At 37.4% G+C, this 19,170-nt stretch carries 7 protein-coding genes; all 7 read right to left on the bottom strand.

Translation table 11 applies throughout. The features are described 5' to 3' along the window. Positions 1 to 94: 94 nt before the first annotated feature. The 7 genes from ACQ4KW_RS06575 to ACQ4KW_RS06545 all read right to left on the bottom strand — a co-directional run bounded on the left by ACQ4KW_RS06575 (position 95) and on the right by ACQ4KW_RS06545 (position 18,908). Entirely contained in the window at positions 95 to 385 is a 291-nt protein-coding gene (locus ACQ4KW_RS06575; protein WP_430885739.1) for a hypothetical protein, read from the bottom strand. After that, positions 382 to 7,038, bottom strand: coding sequence for an RHS repeat-associated core domain-containing protein (locus ACQ4KW_RS06570; RefSeq protein ID WP_430885738.1), 6,657 nt, complete (start codon positions 7,036 to 7,038; stop codon positions 382 to 384). Before ACQ4KW_RS06570 ends, ACQ4KW_RS06575 begins: the two co-directional genes overlap by 4 nt. A gap of 51 nt (positions 7,039 to 7,089) precedes the next feature. Next, positions 7,090 to 15,297, bottom strand: a complete 8,208-nt coding sequence (locus ACQ4KW_RS06565) for a fibronectin type III domain-containing protein (protein WP_430885737.1) — start codon at positions 15,295 to 15,297, stop codon at positions 7,090 to 7,092. A 400-nt stretch (positions 15,298 to 15,697) separates the two neighbouring features. Continuing rightward, the gene (locus ACQ4KW_RS06560; RefSeq protein ID WP_430885736.1) at positions 15,698 to 16,507 is read right to left on the bottom strand and encodes a metal ABC transporter permease; all 810 of its coding nucleotides are present in this window, start codon (positions 16,505 to 16,507) and stop codon (positions 15,698 to 15,700) included. Beyond that, positions 16,504 to 17,328 (bottom strand): metal ABC transporter ATP-binding protein, encoded by an 825-nt coding sequence (locus tag ACQ4KW_RS06555; RefSeq protein ID WP_430885735.1) that lies wholly within the window; start codon positions 17,326 to 17,328, stop codon positions 16,504 to 16,506. Before ACQ4KW_RS06555 ends, ACQ4KW_RS06560 begins: the two co-directional genes overlap by 4 nt. Continuing rightward, positions 17,329 to 17,772 carry a Fur family transcriptional regulator gene (locus ACQ4KW_RS06550; protein ID WP_430885734.1) on the bottom strand — a complete coding sequence of 148 codons (444 nt, stop codon included), beginning with the start codon at positions 17,770 to 17,772 and terminating at the stop codon, positions 17,329 to 17,331. Between the two features lie 2 nt (positions 17,773 to 17,774). Then, complete coding sequence (locus tag ACQ4KW_RS06545; RefSeq protein WP_430885733.1) at positions 17,775 to 18,908, bottom strand: metal ABC transporter solute-binding protein, Zn/Mn family; 1,134 nt, start codon at positions 18,906 to 18,908, stop codon at positions 17,775 to 17,777. Between the last annotated feature and the right edge of the window lie 262 nt (positions 18,909 to 19,170).

The raw sequence follows: 19,170 nt of genomic DNA, 5'->3' as shown, positions 1-19,170 counted from the left end.
GTGGTATTGGTTTCGCTAGGCACTGGGTAGCCCGCCCATAAAAAGGTGACGATAGACTATTAAATCTACCGTCATTTGCATAGGTTCGCTCTTATTATAGTTTCTCAATTTTACTTAATATTACTTTTAGATTTCTCTGCAATTCTTTTTCATCAATACAATAAGGTTCTTCCGCCAATATATCTTTATTAGGTTCAAATGAATCACAGAGCATAAAGATTTCATCCAGCAGTGAAAACACTTCCTTACTACATTCTTTCTCAAGTTCATCTGAAAAATTTGAGTATATAACATCAAACTGATTACAGAATGCTTCGATTTCTTCATTGCTCCTTTCCTGAGCGGAATAATGGTTCGATAACTCAATTAGTTTTTCATATATCATTTTAACAACTCCCAAGTATCTTTTACTTTTGCCTTTCCAATTACTGATTTAATAAACCCATCCTCTGCAATGTGAATAGAAACTCCATCCTTAAATAAAACAGTACCACCATTTACAGAGTCACTATACTTTGCTCCATTTTCAAGAACATCAAAAACTTGGTCAACAGATTTAATTTTCCCCTGATTAATTCGCCCGAATATCCTATTCAAGCCATGTTCGCCAATGTCATATCCGTTACCTTTAAATACTTTATGCATATTTTTTAGCTTTTGGGCATATTCTGGTGAATACTTAGTTCCTTTGAGAACAAGTTCACCCGTCCCCTTAAATGCATCATCAACTATAGCAATAACAGATTTAGCACTTTTTTCACCAAACTCTTTTACGACTTTACTTAAGTCAATTCCCATTATGACTATCTCAATCGTCCCAACTGTAACGTTGCCAGAATTATAAGCAGCTTCGTAATCCTCTTGATTGAATATAATTTGATTTTCACCTTGAAGAAATTCCTGAATTTTACCATAAGCCCCAAGCGACATCGCATCATACCCACCTGTAGTGAATCCTGATATATAGTCACTAGATTTCTGGAAAGCATCAATTACATAGTCTTCAAATGACTTTTCTACATTCTCCTTACCCCACCCACTAGGATCAACATAAATCAAAGGATTATTAGACACATACGCATATAGGTTCATACCATCACCACGGTATACATCTTCAGCTAGGAATCTACCTATGCTTGGTCTGTACATTCTTGCTCTTAAGTAATAATCTCCTGTTAGTGGGTCGAGTTGCTCTCCTGAGTATAGGAATCTATTGTCTAAGTTATGGCCCAAACTAGTCAGTTCACCAAATGCACTATAACTGTATTTCTCAACGGCTTGACCAGCTGTATTTGTAATAGTAGACACATCACCATGACCATTCTGGTGGAAGTAATGCAGTCCGTTTGCGTTCTCACTAGCCACAATACCTTTACCAGTGTGGTATCTGTTTAGCAGTGCGTCTTGTCCGTCATATTCTGCTAGAACTCTGCTACCGCTGTATAGCATACCTCTGAACTTGCCGTTTTCTACTAGACCTGTTCTTAGGTTTTCTGTGTTGTAGTAATTCTGCTGTACGCTTCCGTTTGACATGTTAACGCTTGATAGTCTTCTAAAGCCATCAAATGCATATGTTGTTTGGTTTCCATTAACACTTTCTGTTTTAATGTCACCATTTGAGTCGTAAGCGTATTCTGTTAGAACACCGTTAGCTGTCATGCTCTTAAGTTGGTTCTGATTATTGTAGTTGTAGCTTGTAACCTGACCATTACGAGTTAGCTTCGTTCTGTTGCCAGCTAGGTCATATTCATAGGTTTCAGCCAAATTGTCAGAAGCTTGAACATTTGTAAGCCTATTCATTGTATCATAATCGAAACTGTATGAAATAGAGTCTCTTGTCTCATTTGTTATGTTGCCATTTAGGTCATAAGAGTAAGCAAATGTTCTTAACACATCTGAGCCTTTTTGTGTTGCGACTGTCTTTAGCTGACCATTTGTATTGTAGCTTAAGTTTGTTGTTACAGCATTGTTGTAGTTAATTGTTTCTAGTCTTCCACCATTTGTGTAACCATATGAAGCAAGCTGACTAGAGCCATTTGAAACTGCTGTCATATTTCCAGCTTTATCATAGTCATAGCCTGTAACTTTGCCCCACTTGTCTGTAACAGTTTCTAGACTATTGTTCTTGTTGTAAGTGTACTTAAGCACTTCTTTTCCGTTGTAGTTCTTAGCACTTAATAGACCTAGACCATTGTAAGAGTATGTGTCTATACCAAAGTTGTTTACACCCGCTATGACATTTCCTCTTAGGTCATAATAGAACTTTTCATAGTCGTTTGTAGCATTGTTTGTGCGTGATCTTAGTGTTCCATTTTCATACCACTCGTAGACAATAGCTTCACCTTTTTGAGTGGTTTCTAAAACCAGTTGACCATTTAGGTTGTACTCATACTTTATTATGTTAGAGTCTGCATCTGTGACAGTATATAGGCTGTCCCAAGGTGTGTAAGCGTACGTTGTTGCGTTGCCCTTTGCATCAACTGACTTTGTTGTTCTTCCTGCATAATCGTACTCATATTTTTCTGTTCCAATAGGATACTGAATTTCCGTGGCTCTGTCCCATGCATCTCTAATGTATCTTGTTGTGTTACCCTTAGAGTCTGTCACTGTTTTTACAGAACCTGATGGATAGTATGTGTATGTTTTGGTCGTTTTATTTTGCTTCTTCGCTTCTGGATCAGTCAAGCTTACCAGTCTTCCACCAAAGTCATATTCCAGTTCTGTTTTATTACCATCTCCATCTATTACTGAGACTTTTTCGCCTCTTGGTGAGTATTCATTCGTAACAATTTTATGACCAAGTACATTTGTAACAGTAACCAGTCTACTATTGTTGTCATATGCATATGTTGTTCCTGCACCATCGTCCTCTGAACTGTCATATTCAGATGGGTTTACACTCTTTATAACTTGGTTGTCAGCGTTGTAGAAGTATCTGCTTGTACCTCCGTTAGCATCAACTTCTTTTATAAGGTTGTCATATACATCATACTCATATGTTGTTGCTGTGCCTTCACCATCGGTTACCTTTGTTCTGTTGCCCGCTTTGTCGTATTCATACTTTATTACTTGTTCAACACGACTTTTTGATACCTCGTAAACTGGTTGTGAAGTTCTTTCTTGAATATTAGCATTTGGTATGTTTTCTAGAGGATTTTTCGTTGTTTTAAACAACCAGTCTTTAATTTGGTCAAGATCTTCTTTGTCAATGACCTTGCTGCTATTAAGATCTAAAAATGCATTATACCCCTTATCGCCCGATTTGACATCTAACTTTTGAGCAACCATAGCAAAATCATTAACTTGAACCAGTCCATCCATATTCATGTCTGGACCATTTTGATTGTATACATCTCCCATCAAATCAGTGAAAGCGTGTTTTGTACCATCACCATCAGTCCAATAGGAACTGTCATCTACCGTAACAAAGCCTGTCCCAACTGACATTTCGTTTGTGACAAATCGCAACTTCGCAATTTCGTTTATTGATTCTTTTTTTGATAGTTTTACTTTAATCTTATCGTCACTTAACTTTTCAATAGATGCAGAACTTAATACATTCGATGCATCAATATAATTAAGTAATTTTGAATCAAAATTTAGTACCACTTCTGCTGACTTCATTTTGCGGTTCGGTTCAATATTTAGTGAAAACTCCGCTTCTGTTCCCGGCAAAATTAGTTCACGTGGCGTTTTTAACCATACACTTGAACTCAGAACGTCTACTTGTGCTTTCGTGAAGTTCCTTCGTTCTTCTATAACTCTGCCAGCACTGTCATAAACAAAATCAACACGTTCGCCTTCTGGGCTCGTAATGCTTGTTAGTTGACCATTGCCATTATAACCATATGTTTTCGTTGATTTCTTGCTTGATTCAACGCCTTTTAGATATTTTGCTTCGATTTCTACCCATTCTGTTTCTAGAAGTCCCTTTGAATTATAAGTGTATCCAGACACTCTAGTCTCATTGTCACTAATTTTTTCAGTTTTATGAGTCAGTCTCCCAAGGGCATCGTAGTCGAATAATGTTTGCGCGCCTGTGTTATCAGATACTGTTAAAACTCTGCCTAGACTGTTGTAGGTGTATGTAATTTCTAACCAGGAATTAGGTGTCCCATCTATTGCAACTTCTTCTCTACCTGTTCTTTCTATCTTCTTAAGACCCGTTTTATAGTACTCAATCTGCTTAACCTGATACTTCGGATTACTCTTGCTTCCGCTGATAGGTGTTCGTACTTCAGTCGCCCAACCTGCTAAATTTCTTGTAAATACTGTTCCAACTCTATCCATATCATTGCTTGCTGTTTTGTATCCGGTCGCATCAATTTGCTTAACCAAGTATCCCATTGCATCGTAAACGTTTTTCTGAATCACATCGCCTTTGGCATCTGTTATTTTTAAAAGTCTATCATGACTATCGTATTCATATACCATGCCAGGCCCATCATCAGTGGTGGGATTATAGTTTTCAAAACCAATTGACTTGATAACATTTCCATTTAAATCATATTTCACTCTTGAAATTTTACCATCCGGTCGTATGATTCTAACTAATCTGTTGTTCTGATCATATTCATAGACCATCCCTAAGCCATCATTGCTTTCTTCATTATAGAAATTCGGATGAACCTCTTTTAATAATAGTCCTGAACTGTCTAATACTACCTTATTTACATTTCCAGCTGGATCCACAGTTTTAACAAGGCGATCGGCTCCATCATATTCAAAGGTGTATCCAGGACCATCATCATTTTTCGAATTATATTGTTCAGGAAGAATTTTTTTCTTGATTTTATTTTGCTCATTATAAAGCTGTCGTGTTACATCTCCGGAGGGATCCGTAATTTTAACTACATTGTTCATGTCATCATATTCAAATGTTGTTGTACCATCTATTGTTTTTCTAATGGATAGTCTATTTAAATTGTCGTATTCAAGCTCAGTCATGTTTTTTTCATGATCTGTCACCGTAACAGGATTCGGTCCTGAAAGATAGGCGAATGTTGTTGTTTGACCCTCTGGATCGATGCTTTTTATCAAACGACCTTTACCGTCATACTCGTATTTGGTTTGAATAGACTTATCTGTATCTAAATATTGTCGTTCAATCAGTAAGTTACCATTGCTTGAATACTCACGTTCACTGACTAGGACATCATTCACTTTATGTGAGGTTATTTGATTAAGAGAGTTATAAGTATAGCTATGTGTGACACCATCTGGTTTAGTTTCACTAACAAGGTTTCCATCTTCATCAAATGTACGATTAATTACTGACCCATCTTTACGTATAATTTTTGTCTTATTTCCATTTTTATCGTATTCATATGTTTCATATGTTCCATCTGCAAACTCATGCTTTTCGATTTGAAGGAACTTATTATAATGGTACGTTTCACTGGTTCCTTTCTCATGATCAATTAACTTACTTGTTTGAGAGAACAGATCATACTCAAACTCAAAGATGTTTTCATGTGTTCCCTTTTGCCAGATCACTCGTCCAGCTTCATCAAACTTATTTTCTGTGTACAGATATCCACTAAAGTCATACTGCCTTTCCATACCATGTGTGCCATACTCAAATCGTGCGGTTTGATTATTAGGATTTGTTACTGAAATCAAATTGTCATTATCGTACTCATAGAGCCATTCACGGGATTCTTGGTCAGTCGCTTTCACAACCTTCCCCTTACTCACGCTTAGTGTGATACGTTGCCCGCTTGGTCCCGTAACGATTCGGTTATTGCCTTCATAGGATAAAATTGTTTTATTCCCATTTCGGTCTGACATACCAATCAGTCTACCTGTCTTGCTATAGGTTACGCTTGAACCACCATTTTTATTTACTGTATATGTATCAATATTTTTTTCAAGGGTGTCATTGGTGTAAAGTGGTGCTCTGAAAATACCAGCTTCATCCTTATTAAATATCACTGTCATTCCTGATGGATAGGCCACTTTAATTTGGTTTTCATTTATCACTTCAAGTTTTGCATCAAAAATAGTTGTCCAACCACGGCCAAATAGTCCTATGGCTTTATTAGATGAATTATAATTTCTTTCTATTTCTAGCTTTCTACCAATCTCGGGTATGCTGAAGTCCGTTTCCGTCAAATATGTATAGCCTGTCACTATATTGACTGGATCACCTTTATGGATATTGTTTTTACCATTTCCTTGTGAAGCATCAATACCTTCACTTTCGATGAACTTTGTTTCATAATTTTGAAACCAAATAATGGTTCCAGTAGCAGGTTTCTCTACAGTTCCCTCATATACAACCTCATACTTATTTACGTTTCCTTCACCTGTATCATTTGACGAGTACGAAGCCAAAAAGTTTTTAGTCTCTACATTTCCACTTCTACCATTGGGCTTTGAATGGTCTATTTGGTATGTCTCAATTGAATAATCCCTTGAACTTCCATTTGAATTTATTCTGATACTCTGTGGCACTGTGGTTTTTTGACCTATTAGGGTTTCATCATGAATAATTCTCTTACTTACTGATATGTTTTGACCATCTTTTGATAGTTCAACAAGCGTTACACTACATCTAGATATATTCACCTTGTCTGTATCTTCTTCATAAACATGATTTATTTTTACTTCACATTTAGCAAGTGACTGTAAAGAGCCTGTCCCAATCAACTTGGGTTCACCTGTCATTTTCAAAATACCTTTATAGCCATCCTCATCTTCATACGTCTTTGTACTTTTGTATTCCCCAAGTACAGTGTATGTCTTTTCAATATCTTTTGATTTTGGTGGCTCATAATCTTGTCCAAAAGTTTTTGTAGGGTCACTTGGCGATTTTCTAAACTCCTTTACAAAGTTATCATGGTCCTCTACAAACGATTCCGGAAAATCAGGATCCTCTCCTGCAGGGCGTACTCGTTTTTCAATATGTGTTCCAGTTTCAGTGACGCCTTCATATTCTCCTGGAATTTCAGCAAAACTGACTGGATTTATTACAACCATCATTAAAAATAATGACAACAATACTTTCATTTCTATAATTTTATGCTTCTTAAGCATGATATTCTCTCCTATTAAGTCTAGGAGGGCAAAAGCCCTCCTAGACAATAATTATTCTTGTGATAAGGGTCTCAAAATTGTAGTTATGTTTGTTAGGTCTTCATCTAACTCAAGCTCTTTGTTCGAATGCTGGATAGCTTTTAGTATTAATTCTGCCGCTTCCTTGGTTTTAGCCTCAAACTCCATTGTAAGCAATTTATAGTCTCCACTGTTTTCAGCAGAGTCTCTCAATTGAGAGGCCAGTAGTTGAACAAAACCATTTTCATCGTCTACTTCCATTTCACTATACTCAAAAACTTGACTTGTATGGTTTATAACAGAGTCTTCCTTAATCCCATAATCCACTTCCGAGTAATCTATAGAATAGAAGTTCGAATACATATCCTTTAAATTATGTCCTATGACGTCAATACAATAAGATGCTGTTCCATTTGTGTCATAGTACATGTCATTTAGCTTTAGCCAAAGACCGCTAAAGGACTCACTAAACTCTATCCAGGACTTTGGTCGACTCCAGTAACTTTCTACGCCATTTTTCTGAGTCTTTACTCTAACGATATATGGCGAATCTTTTTGGATGTCTGAAATCGTGTAGGAAGGGGTGTACGTTATGCCCTTTCTAACACCGTTGATTTCTACAATATAGAAATCACAACTTTCAACCGCATCCCATGTAACAAGTGCATTTTTTTGAGCTTTAGCAATATTTATGTTCACAGGGACACCGGCAGCTCTTGTATAACTGATTTCTTTAGACCAATTTGAAATCCCCTCTTCTGTATAGGCTCTTACCTCGTATATTAATGTGCCACCTATTTCAGGAGATATAACCTCAGCCTCTGTCTCTGTTACATACATAGTTTCATCAATGCCCTTTATTCTCACCTCATATTTTGATGTGTTTTCAACAGGGCTCCACGATAACTTTAAATGATCATCTAGAAAAGCGATTATCTTTAAGTCACTAGGCGGCCAAATAGGATGTAATCCATTCTTGAGCATAGGTATTTTGCTTGTTTCTTTTGACCATATCTCAGTCATATTCCAAGAACTGTACAGAGTTGGCTCTGATAATGCTTCATAGTTTTTACTATATTTTGAGTCATCCGACTCTGACAACTTAAGAGCGTATACATCACTAACATTCTTTGCAACAACATTAGGTGCAATAATTGAAACCGATTCACTTCTTCCACTTGAAGTATCTATAATTCTATTTAGTGTCGAAGCATCTCCATTTAAAGTGTGACCCATTCTACCGAATAAGGTTCCCGATGTACTATCACTTACAATATTTCCAAATGTCTGCATGTCTGAGAATGCACAATTCATATCTGAATAGCCTACGAATCCGCCTGTATACTCTCCGCCATTAACGGTGCCATTATACGAAGTTTTTGTTATGCTACCGCGTGTCATTAAGCCGACAAGTCCACCGACATGGGTCATACCTTCTACATCACATAATAAATGCGTGTCACTAATCAGCATATTGTCACCATAAGTGTTTCCGATTAATCCGCCAACTCGATTTTTCCCCTTCACACTTGATTGACCATAAATCTTTATTCCTTTTATAAACGAGTCTTTTGCACTTCCTGAAAGTGTACCGACATTTTTTATATTCAAGGAATCCTCAAACATGATATTGGCATTTTTCAGGGATAAGTTTGTCACTTCGGCATTGTCTAATGAAGCAAACAAGCCGTAGTTTAATGTATTTTCCCTTGGACTATTAATTTTTAAATTGCTTATGACATGACCCTTACCATCTAGTTTCCCTGTGAAATCAATACCAGAATGACAAATCGGATCCCAAGAAATACCTTCTAAATCCAGATCTGCCATGATTTCAAAGTTCTTATCTGGTTTGTATCGAATATTATTAAACTCTTCTACACTTGCAATGGTATATGGCGACGCTTCTGAACCATCGCCCGAATTAAAGGATTCATGTTCTCCATAATCAACCATTTGAGGTTTATTAAAAGCCTTTAAATATGGATACTCCGATTCGTTTCCAAGAGCCCATTTAGATGTGTCTAAACCGGAAAATATGTCATTGTTCTGCATTTCAGTGGTTACAAACATTTGGCTTAAGTTATCTCTATATCTCGGTTCATAGCCAAGACGTTCTACATCAAAATAGATGTTTCCACTTTCTAGTGTTAAACCGGATAAGACGTAGTTAGATCCTGTAATATCTGCAACAACAACTGCTGAATCACATTTAATACCATCAACTTTAATCGCCCAAATTGGAGAAGCCAAATATGAGTTTTTAGACTGTGTCGTTATGATAATCGGTCCAGAATAGTTTGAAGTAGATGTAAGCGCTTCATAACCTTCTGGTGCATTGATAGAAACACTTGAATACACGCCTATATTCTTGATATCTAATCCCTTATCAGCAAATCCTGTAAAACCACCGACTGTGGCATATCCTGTAACCGAGCCAGTCACTTGAACATCTTCAATAACTGAATCTCGGATTTTACCAGCAAAGCCACCACTTTCACTTCCTTGTCCTATAACTGATGTATCCACTTCAATATTCTTAAATACACCATGTCCACGACCCACTAGACCGCCAACGCAGTTATTGCCTTTGATTGTCCCAGAAACACTAATGTTTTTCAGACTTGCATCTCCATAGCCTACAACGCCACCAACTCTTTGAACTCCAACAACTTCAGACTTGCCTTTAATTTTTATATTCTCTAATGTAGTATCTTTTGTAAAACCTGCTACACCGCCTGTATTGACTTGTCCACGCACCTTGAGATTCTCAATTTCAAGATTTTTAATCACGGCCCCTTCTAAGTTACTGAAAAGTCCTGTATTAGATCTATCACTTTCGACTTTTATATTCTTTATGACATGGTTATTGCCATCAAGATTCATTGCTAGTCTTGATTCGACCGTGCCACTTATAGTTGATTTCACAACAATTGGCGAAATCACTTGGTTGCCAAAATCTATATCACTAACAAGTTTAAAATAGGCTTCAGGGTCGGTACCAATGTTCATAAACCCTTTAACGTTATCAATGATATATGGGTCATTAGAAGTTCCTGAACCACCATACATCGATACATAATCACTTAAGTCTGCTGATTCTGGTTTTTCTAACTGGCTTATATACGGCATGCTATTATCACTAACTGTCCACTTTTCCCCTAAACCAGAAATTCTTTCTGGATTACTAAACGCATTAACAGCAAATGGTATCATTTCATTGCCACTATAAATTTTGTAATTCTCCATTCTCTCTGCATCCATATAAACATTTTGACTTGAGTGGTCAGCTGTCACAATGATTGGATTTAGACCCTCTTCAAAGTTTACAGAAACCGCGCCTCTTTTAAGAACTAAATTGGGATCATTATAGTCGCTTGTCCTACCGATAGCATATTGGGCTGTTTGTGTATCAGAGGATGCATCCTTAGAAATTGATCCATAAACCGCAAAATCATTAATATAGTTTGTGGCTGAATATTTTCCAATAAGACCACTCAAAATACCACTTCCATTAATCCATCCATCGAAGTAGACTTCATCTATTCTGGCATTGTCAGCATAGCCAATCAATCCACCAATATTACCTGGTCCTGCTATTTCAGCAGTTGACCATGATTTCTTCAAATGACTGTTTTTTGCATTACTGACCAATCCACCAATGTCACCATTTATATTAGTGGAGATTATATGCACTCCGGAAGAACAAGACACCATATCAGAGTTGATCATTTGGTCAACCAAACCACCTGCATCCCATGAAGTATTTATGGTGTTAGTCCCATCAGCCATACAATTCTCAATAGTTGAATTATCAGTTAGACTCTGAACAATCATACTTTTTTCAGTTTGGCTGTTTTTTATTATTAGATTTTCAATTCTCCCCTTCTTAACATAACCAAATAGTGATGTGGGTTTTGTACTATTTTCCCCCATACCACTTATCGTTTTATTGCGCCCATCAAAAGACCCTGTAAAGGGTGCGTCCTTTGTTCCGATCGCAGTCCATTCAATACCATTGAGATTGATATTTGCACCAAGTGCATAATGCGCAGCTAGGTCCTCATTTACGTATATCAAGTCATCAGACTTGCTTATAATATAAGGGTCTTCTATAGTTCCCGAGCCACTTGGCAATTCTTCAGCTAAGTATGAATATCTGAGTGCATCTGACCACCTTGTCCATCCGCTTGTCTTTAGACCTCTAACTTCATACACATGTTCTTGTTCTTCAGGATTTTCATGTACAAACTCAGTACTGGAAACCTTTAGTATCTGATTATTGACCTTAACTTGATACTCGTTAAAACCACTTAGTGCATTCCAAGTCAAATAAATCTTATTATTTTTTTGTGCTGCTTTTAAATTAATTGGACCATCTTCCGTCACGGCCGTTGTTGTGAACTCCGCTTCACTAGAAAACACTGAGTCATATCCTTCTCTGACACCAGCAACTTTATAAGAATACTTTTTTCCTGGTTCCAGATCATTTATCTGAATAAAATTTTGATTTGATGCATATTTAGAATTACCAATATAAATCGAATATGTGTTCACATCATCCATATTCGTCCATGAAATCTTCACACTATCTGGCATTATCTCAGAAACCGTTATATTGCTAGGAGGATCTAGTCTTCCCATACTTGGTTTCTTCATGCTTCTTAGTGTTGGAAATGCTCCACCATCAATTTGCCATACATCATTAAAATTCCAATTTATATATGTGGCAGTTTCTTTCATAGCGTTAGATGATCGTCCCATTTCAGAATAAGGACTCGTACCATATCCCGACAAAGAGTTATTGTAATAACTATTTGTTAACTCGGCGCTTGTGGTGTCACCAACTAAACCGCCCACTTTTGCACTGCTTGACTTTGATTCCACATTGCAGTTTGCATATGAATTCATTACTGCTGTATGTGACGAACTTCCTACTGAAATCCCCACCAATCCACCTATTTGAGGGTTTACCAAGTTGCTTGATACACTTATATCACCTTGGTTGAAACTATTAATAATTTGCCCTCTTGTTCCTAAGCGTCCTACTAGACCACCTATAAAGACATCATCCAGCCTGTTTCTTGTTTCCGTTTTTAGCTCGGCTGTATTGTAGGACTTTTCAACCTTACCCTCACCTAAATAACCAACTAATCCACCAGCGGTTTGTTCACTTAGTAAGATTTCACCTGCTGAATAAGAATTTACAATCTGTCCTTTTCTAATTTCTCCGGCAATACCACCAACATAACTGGCTTTTGTTCCAATTATATTTCCATCATAGCTGGAATTGTTTATATCAGTATTGGTTAACGCCCCACCGACAATACCTCCTGGAAGATACTGCGCTTCAACGATACCTGTAACGTGGCAGTTTGAAATTGAAGTCAGACTCGACTCTTTTGAGTTTACCGACCCGACAATACCTTCAACTCGCATTCTGCCCTTAATGTTTACATTATGTAAATTAAGATTTTTAATAATGCCTCCTGATAAGTTATTGAAAAAACCTATATTATTTTCAGTTGGCTGACTTATTGTTATATTTGAAATAATGTGGTCTTGTCCATCAAAGACACCAGTAAAAGGCACTTTCTCACAAAGCCCATCAAACTTTTCCCCCGCTTCAAAAGTTAGATCAGAAGCCAAGACAAAATAAGATTCAGGATGTAGCTCAAGACATCTTAATTGCTCTTTGGTCTCAATGATGAAAGGATCATTTTCTGTACCAAATCCATCTATAGCAATTTCTTCATTAATAAGGACTTCTTCCGGTTTATCGAGTGTTTTTAAGTATGGATACGAGCTCCCTTCATCAATACTCCACACGTTCTCGAAATCCCAATCTGTGTAATTGTCTTTCCTAGCCATTTCTTGTGTGAAACGAACTGTGTTGTGTGAAATCTCAGGGCGTATGCCAGAAAGTAGTGTGTCTGTGTAGCTTGATTTCACTACAACCGAACCACTATTACATATTCCATCAATGTTAGAATCATCGATACTCCTTACATCGTTTATCACAAATGATGAGTAACTATTCTCGATATGAACATTTTTGTCTTTTGATCCAGTCTTTAAAATACCACCAAATTCAATTGTTGATACAACTTCAGGTATCTTTAGACGACCTATATACATGCTATTATGTATATTTGATTCGCCACTCATAGATCCAGCTATACCACCTATGTATACATCTATGTTTGATTCACAGTTTGTACTATCAAAGGTAATCGCACTATATGTTCTGTTTATTTGTGTATCAACTAGACTCCATCCAATTCCACCAGCTCTATTGCTATTTCCATGGAGTATCATTTCTCCATTTGAAAATGAATCAGTGATGGTTACCGAGTTTCCTGAATATATTAATCCACCACCAGTGGTGGTTGCACCTTCTTGAACCAAAGAAATTGTTCCAACAAATGAACTGTCACTAATATCAACATAGTCAGCATTATGTATAAGACCTCCAACACTTGTCTTTGCAATAACTTCACCAGTTACATGACAGTTGCTTATTGTAGATCTTGTGTTAGTATTCCCAATAACCTTTGATACAAGCGATGCCACATAATTGGCCCCTGTTATATGAACATTTTCTAACGTTAAGTCTTTAATCTCAGCACCTTCGATTTTAATAAACAGACCACTAAAACTTGTCCCTTTTAAAACTTGTAAATTTATCAGTTTTTTATTATTTCCATCCAGAACGCCTCTAAAGGATGTATTTTCAAATAATCCTTGTTCTAAAGGTTCTGTAAATGTAATGTCTGATTCCAATCTGAAATGTGCATCTCGAGCTTTCTCGATATTTAAAAACTGCTCCTCTGTTGAAATAATATAAGGATCTTGTTCTGATCCTACCCCTGCTGTGAAAAGCGGCTTATGAATACTCGCACTCATATCCATAGGAACATTTTTGAGACTTGGATATCCATAGTCCTCATCAATGGTCCAAATATTATCGAAATCCCAATTTTCATATGTCTCCTTGCTCTTCATTTCAGCAGTGGTTTTGGGTCTATCATAGGCATCATAAGGACCATAGCCAGATATAGTAACATCGTAATAGCTGTTTTTAATATCTGCCCCTTTCGTGCCTCCGACAAGGCCACCGTTTTGATAGTATTCTACATTTGAAGTTGATCCGATTTCACCGGCAAAATAACTTTTGTCAATTGATACTTTTTTATTGTTCTTTATATTCGTTAACGCAACTAATCCACCGATTTTTATATCATATTTTGATCCTGACAAGTTTAAATTCCCTATAGAAAATGAATTTGATATTTTAGCCATATCGCTTAATGATGAAGCAAGTCCCCCGATGGCTCCCTTAACACCGGTAATACTCATAGAACTCGACGACTCTATAATTTCACCTCCATACATGCTGTTAAAGAATCCTCCCGCATTGATATGGTTGCCCTCAATGGATCCTTCCGTATAGCATCTTGAAATTATGTTATTTTTACCACTTGTAAACAGTCCACCTGCAGCTCTAGATGATGTGGTTAATTTCCCTTTATAACTACATCCTATAAACTCTGTATCATATGTTGTTCCAATAAAACCAGCTATCGACTCTTTACTATTGTAATTTCCAGTGATATGACAGTTCTCAATCAACATTGGTGTGCCATCATACCCTTTCTTTCCTCTTGAAGCTAGAAAACCCGTTCTACCTATTGATGTTATGTTGAAATTTTCTAGTGTTAAGTTTCTAATTGTTGCGCTTTTTAGTTGTCCAAACAAACTCACATACCTGTCATTCGGTTGATCAACGTTTAAATTTTTGATTTTGTGACCATCACCATCAAAGACACCAGTGAAATATCCTGTCGGATTGAGACTTTCCCATTTTTTGATATTGGAAAGATCAATATCATTTCCAAGTTTATAAAAAGCGCTTAAATCATTTTTCACTGCTTTCAAGTGCTCAGCTGTGTAAAGAACAAATGGATCATCTTTTGATCCTCTCCCAGTTATTACAGGACTAACATCCACAGAAGCCATGAACATCTTAGCCTCGGCAAGCACTGGCACAACTTCTGCTTCTTCCTGAATCGGTTCAGGATCTATAATTAGATCCGAATCAATCGCGCCACCACTTGTTACTATTATTGCACCACCAGAACTCGTTGATGCTGCATTTCCCAGTTCTAAACCACTCATGTTTTGCATTTCAAAATCAATATTCTGTGATGCACTTGCATAGATTGGTATTGATGATGTCATTAACATGACCCACACCAAAATTAATGATATTATCCTCCGCATATTCTCCTCCGTAAATTGTCTCATAATTTCTATTTTTCCTTATAATGTATAATGGAATTAAGCACGAGGAGAATACTATCACATCGAACCACTTGTGTCAATTTTATACAACATTAGTATTTAATAACTATTTTTTTATGTAGTAAATATCCTATTCAATATCACGCCTTTAGTAATTAAGTCTCATGAATTTAGAACGATATGCGAATGTTATTAAATCAACAAAACGTTTCTTCCATAAAAAAAGAACCTCATTATTGTGAGGTTCTCGATCCGTCAATATAGTTGATAAATTAATAACTTATGGAGATCTCTAAAAATTAAACGCAAATACGACTTAACACATCCCATCCACACCTTAAGCCCGGGCCAAAACCTTATACCCAAAAGCCATAACAAAACAAATGGCATTGAATATAACAATAGTTCCGCCCGTCGGTAAATTGAGTTGGTAAGAGGCAAATACACCTGCTATAACACAAATAATTGATGTGGTTGCCGCAATGGCCATGGCTCCCCTAAAGCTTTTTGAAACCTGCAGAGCCGTCACTGCTGGAAAGACAATCAGACTTGAAACCAGCATTGTGCCCACCACACGGATTCCCAGTACTATGGTGATTGATGTCATAACTGCAATTAAGTAATTTAAGTACTCGACTTTCATACCGCTGACCCTCGCATAGTTTTCATCATAAGTGATGGCAAAGAGATCATGATAATGAAACACGATGACGCCAATCACAACAAGTGACAGGGCCACACTCAGGTAAACATCTAAACTGCTTATAACGAGAATGCTACCAAATAAGTAGCTGAATAAATCCACATTAAAACCTTGGGCCATAGACGCTATAACAATACCAATGGCCACAGAAAAGGATGACACAAGTCCAATGGCCGCATCCCCATGCAAGTTGGCCTTCTCATTGAGCTTTAAAATGAGAAAAGAACTGAGTATAACAAGGGGAATCGACAAAAGTAGGGGCGACATGGAAAGGAGCAAAGCCAGGGCCACAGTGGCAAAACTCACATGGGCCAGACCGTCCCCAATCATTGAAAATTTTCTAAGTACTAAAAATACCCCTAAAAACGCACAGGACAGGGCTATTAAACTGCCTGCCAGTAGGGCTTTTTGGATAAAACCATATTGAAGGGCTTCTAGTATCATTGTTCATCCCCTCCCACTGCTTTTAATTTTGTCTGTCCACTCTTTTGAATGGTCACAGGTTCATGTGAATGGCTGTGTGCCCCATGCTGCCAGCACATTTTATGTTGGGTTTCAAACCCGAAATAATCTGTCATGTCATGGGAATGACAAAAATCTTTATAGTCACCAAAGAAAACAAGTTTTCGATCCAGATAAAGCATTTTATTTGTGTATTGACCCACCGATCCCATATCATGAGATACCAGCATAATGGTCACATTTTTCTTCCGATTTAACTTCTCAATCATGGCATAAAAATCAGACCTGATCTTTGGATCAAGCGCACTCGTGGGCTCATCCAGAATGAGTATTTCAGGTTCCCCAACCATGGCACGGGCAAGAAGGACTCGCTGTTGCTGTCCTCCAGAAAGTTGACCTATTTTTTTGCCCTTTAAATCGAGGATGCCCAATTCCTCAAGAATGTTATCCACTTTCTTTTTATCTTCGTGTCTAAGAATTTTAGGAAATTTCTTTTGAACCAGGAGACCCATTTCCACAATCTCATTCACTTTTGCAGGAAACAAACTGTCTGTGGATATGGCTATTTGAGGGAGGTAACCAATTTTATGTCTGGCCAGCTCTATGCCATTTCCAAAATGAATTTCTCCCGAGTCTGGTTCATGTAGACCCAGCAAGGTTTGTACCAAAGTGGTTTTTCCGGATCCATTAGGCCCAACTATGCCAACATAATCTCCCCTATCAAGCGTGAAAGATATGTTTTCAAGCACCCGATGTTTTCCGTAAGACACATTTAATGCCTCAACACTTAATATGTTGTTCATTTACAGTGCCTCCTCTTCTCTAAGTTCTTTACGACATTCTGGGCAGTACCCATACATTTCAAGTTTGTGTGAGGTGATATGGTAGCCCATCTTTTCTTGTAGTTCTTTTTCATACGCCTTTAGTGGACAACTGGATATTTGAACAATTTTACTACAGCCAAGACACAACAAATGATGCTTATGGTCATGCCTTTCCAGTTCAAATAGTGCCCGGTTTTCAACATCCAAGTTGGTCTTTTTAGCAAGTCCTTTGTCAACAAAGGCATTGAGTATTCTATAAACTGTTGAAAGACTTACATTTTCAACAGTTTTTCTACTCTCTTCATAAATTTTTTCCGCTGTCAGCGGTCGGCTGTAGCCTCGGAGGATTGATAGTGTTTCATCTCTTTGCTTTGAGTATTTAATACCAAAGTGTTTTAATAGCTCTCTGTTAGATATATCCAATCCTATTCATCTCCTTGATAATTAAGACCGATTTTTAGGTTTTCCAAATTACTTCTCATAATCTCAATATAAGTCACACCAGATTCAAGTTCTTCTTTTGAAACATTATGAGCCGCATGAAGCATGAGCATTTCTGCCTCTGTTTCTTCGGCAACAATTCTAGCCACTTTTGGATCAACCAGTTCTTCATAGAATATAGCTCTTGTTTCTGAAGCGCGAACAGCCTCAATCAACTTGGCAATCTTCTTAGGTGTTGGTTCAGCATCTGGTGCAAACCCCTCATATGGAGATTCATATTCAAGTCCATATCTGTTGATGAAATGTCCAAAAGCAAAGTGACCGCCCGACATAATTGTATGACTCTTTGTCTTTTCAAATGTCATCTCAAAATCATGATGAAGGGTGTTTAGGGTCTCCATGTAAATTTTAGCATTCATTCGGAAGCTTTCCTCGTGCTCTGGTGCAATTTCAATGAGTCCTTCTAAGACGTGCTCAACCATGTACTGGGCTTTTATCGGATCAAGCCAAACGTGGGGGTCGACGCCACCATGATCATGTTCATCAGCTTCGTGATCATGGTCATCTGCTTCGTGGTCATGGTCATGGTCATCTGCTTCGTGGTCATGGTCATGGTCATCTGCTTCATGGTCATGGTCATCTGCTTCATGGTCATGGTCATCTGCTTCGTGATCTTCTTCATGATCGTCGTGGTCATGAACTTCATTTGTAATATCAAATAAACCTTGACCGGCTTCTACCACAACAATACCCGCTTCACCTACCGTATCAATCACTTTATGAGCCCACGGTTCCATAGCCTCGCCTGTATAGATGAATAAATCAGCTTTCTGAACTGATACAATATCTTGTGGTGTGGGTTCATAGGCATGGGCTTCAACACCTGGTGGCACCAAAAGCTTCACATCCACCTTGTCCCCTGCAATTTGTCGTACAAAGTCATATTGCGGGAATAAGGTCGTTATAACAAGGGCTTTATCGGTCTCCTTCATTTCCATCTCAGAACTCACTTGCCCAGTTTGATCTCCATTTTGACTTTCCTCTTGCCTTGCTGTACAGCCAGCTAATATTACAAGTAATGCTAACATACCTATTAAAATAAAACTTTTCTTATACATAAATGAGAATCCTCCTCAATTAGATTTTCTATATCTATTATGATGCAAATGCAAACCATTTGCAAGTGATATTTCAAATATGCCCATTTTATTTCTCTTTAATCATTAAATTCACAGCAAGACAGGACAAATCCCTACAAAATAAATATTTCATCATTCTATGCTTCACAATATGCATTGAACACATTCATTAAAATTTATCATTATCCTCCTAATATCTTATATATATATGATAATGATCGAACATTTTTTCTTCTGTTAT

Source organism: Tianxiuia mixotrophica (genome assembly GCF_050596425.1).
In the GTDB taxonomy this organism is placed as follows: domain Bacteria; phylum Bacillota; class Clostridia; order Peptostreptococcales; family Acidaminobacteraceae.
This window is presented reverse-complemented; position numbering and strand designations above follow the sequence as displayed.

What these genes read in the sequence shown, in the direction of transcription:
- ACQ4KW_RS06575 (WP_430885739.1), bottom strand. Translation starts at nt 385, where the DNA reads ATGATATATGAAAAACTAATTGAGTTATCGAACCATTATTCCGCTCAG.
- ACQ4KW_RS06570 (WP_430885738.1), bottom strand. Translation starts at nt 7,038, where the DNA reads ATGCTTAAGAAGCATAAAATTATAGAAATGAAAGTATTGTTGTCATTA.
- ACQ4KW_RS06565 (WP_430885737.1), bottom strand. Translation starts at nt 15,297, where the DNA reads ATGACATCATCAATACCAATCTATGCAAGTGCATCACAGAATATTGAT.
- ACQ4KW_RS06560 (WP_430885736.1), bottom strand. Translation starts at nt 16,507, where the DNA reads ATGATACTAGAAGCCCTTCAATATGGTTTTATCCAAAAAGCCCTACTG.
- ACQ4KW_RS06555 (WP_430885735.1), bottom strand. Translation starts at nt 17,328, where the DNA reads ATGAACAACATATTAAGTGTTGAGGCATTAAATGTGTCTTACGGAAAA.
- ACQ4KW_RS06545 (WP_430885733.1), bottom strand. Translation starts at nt 18,908, where the DNA reads ATGTATAAGAAAAGTTTTATTTTAATAGGTATGTTAGCATTACTTGTA.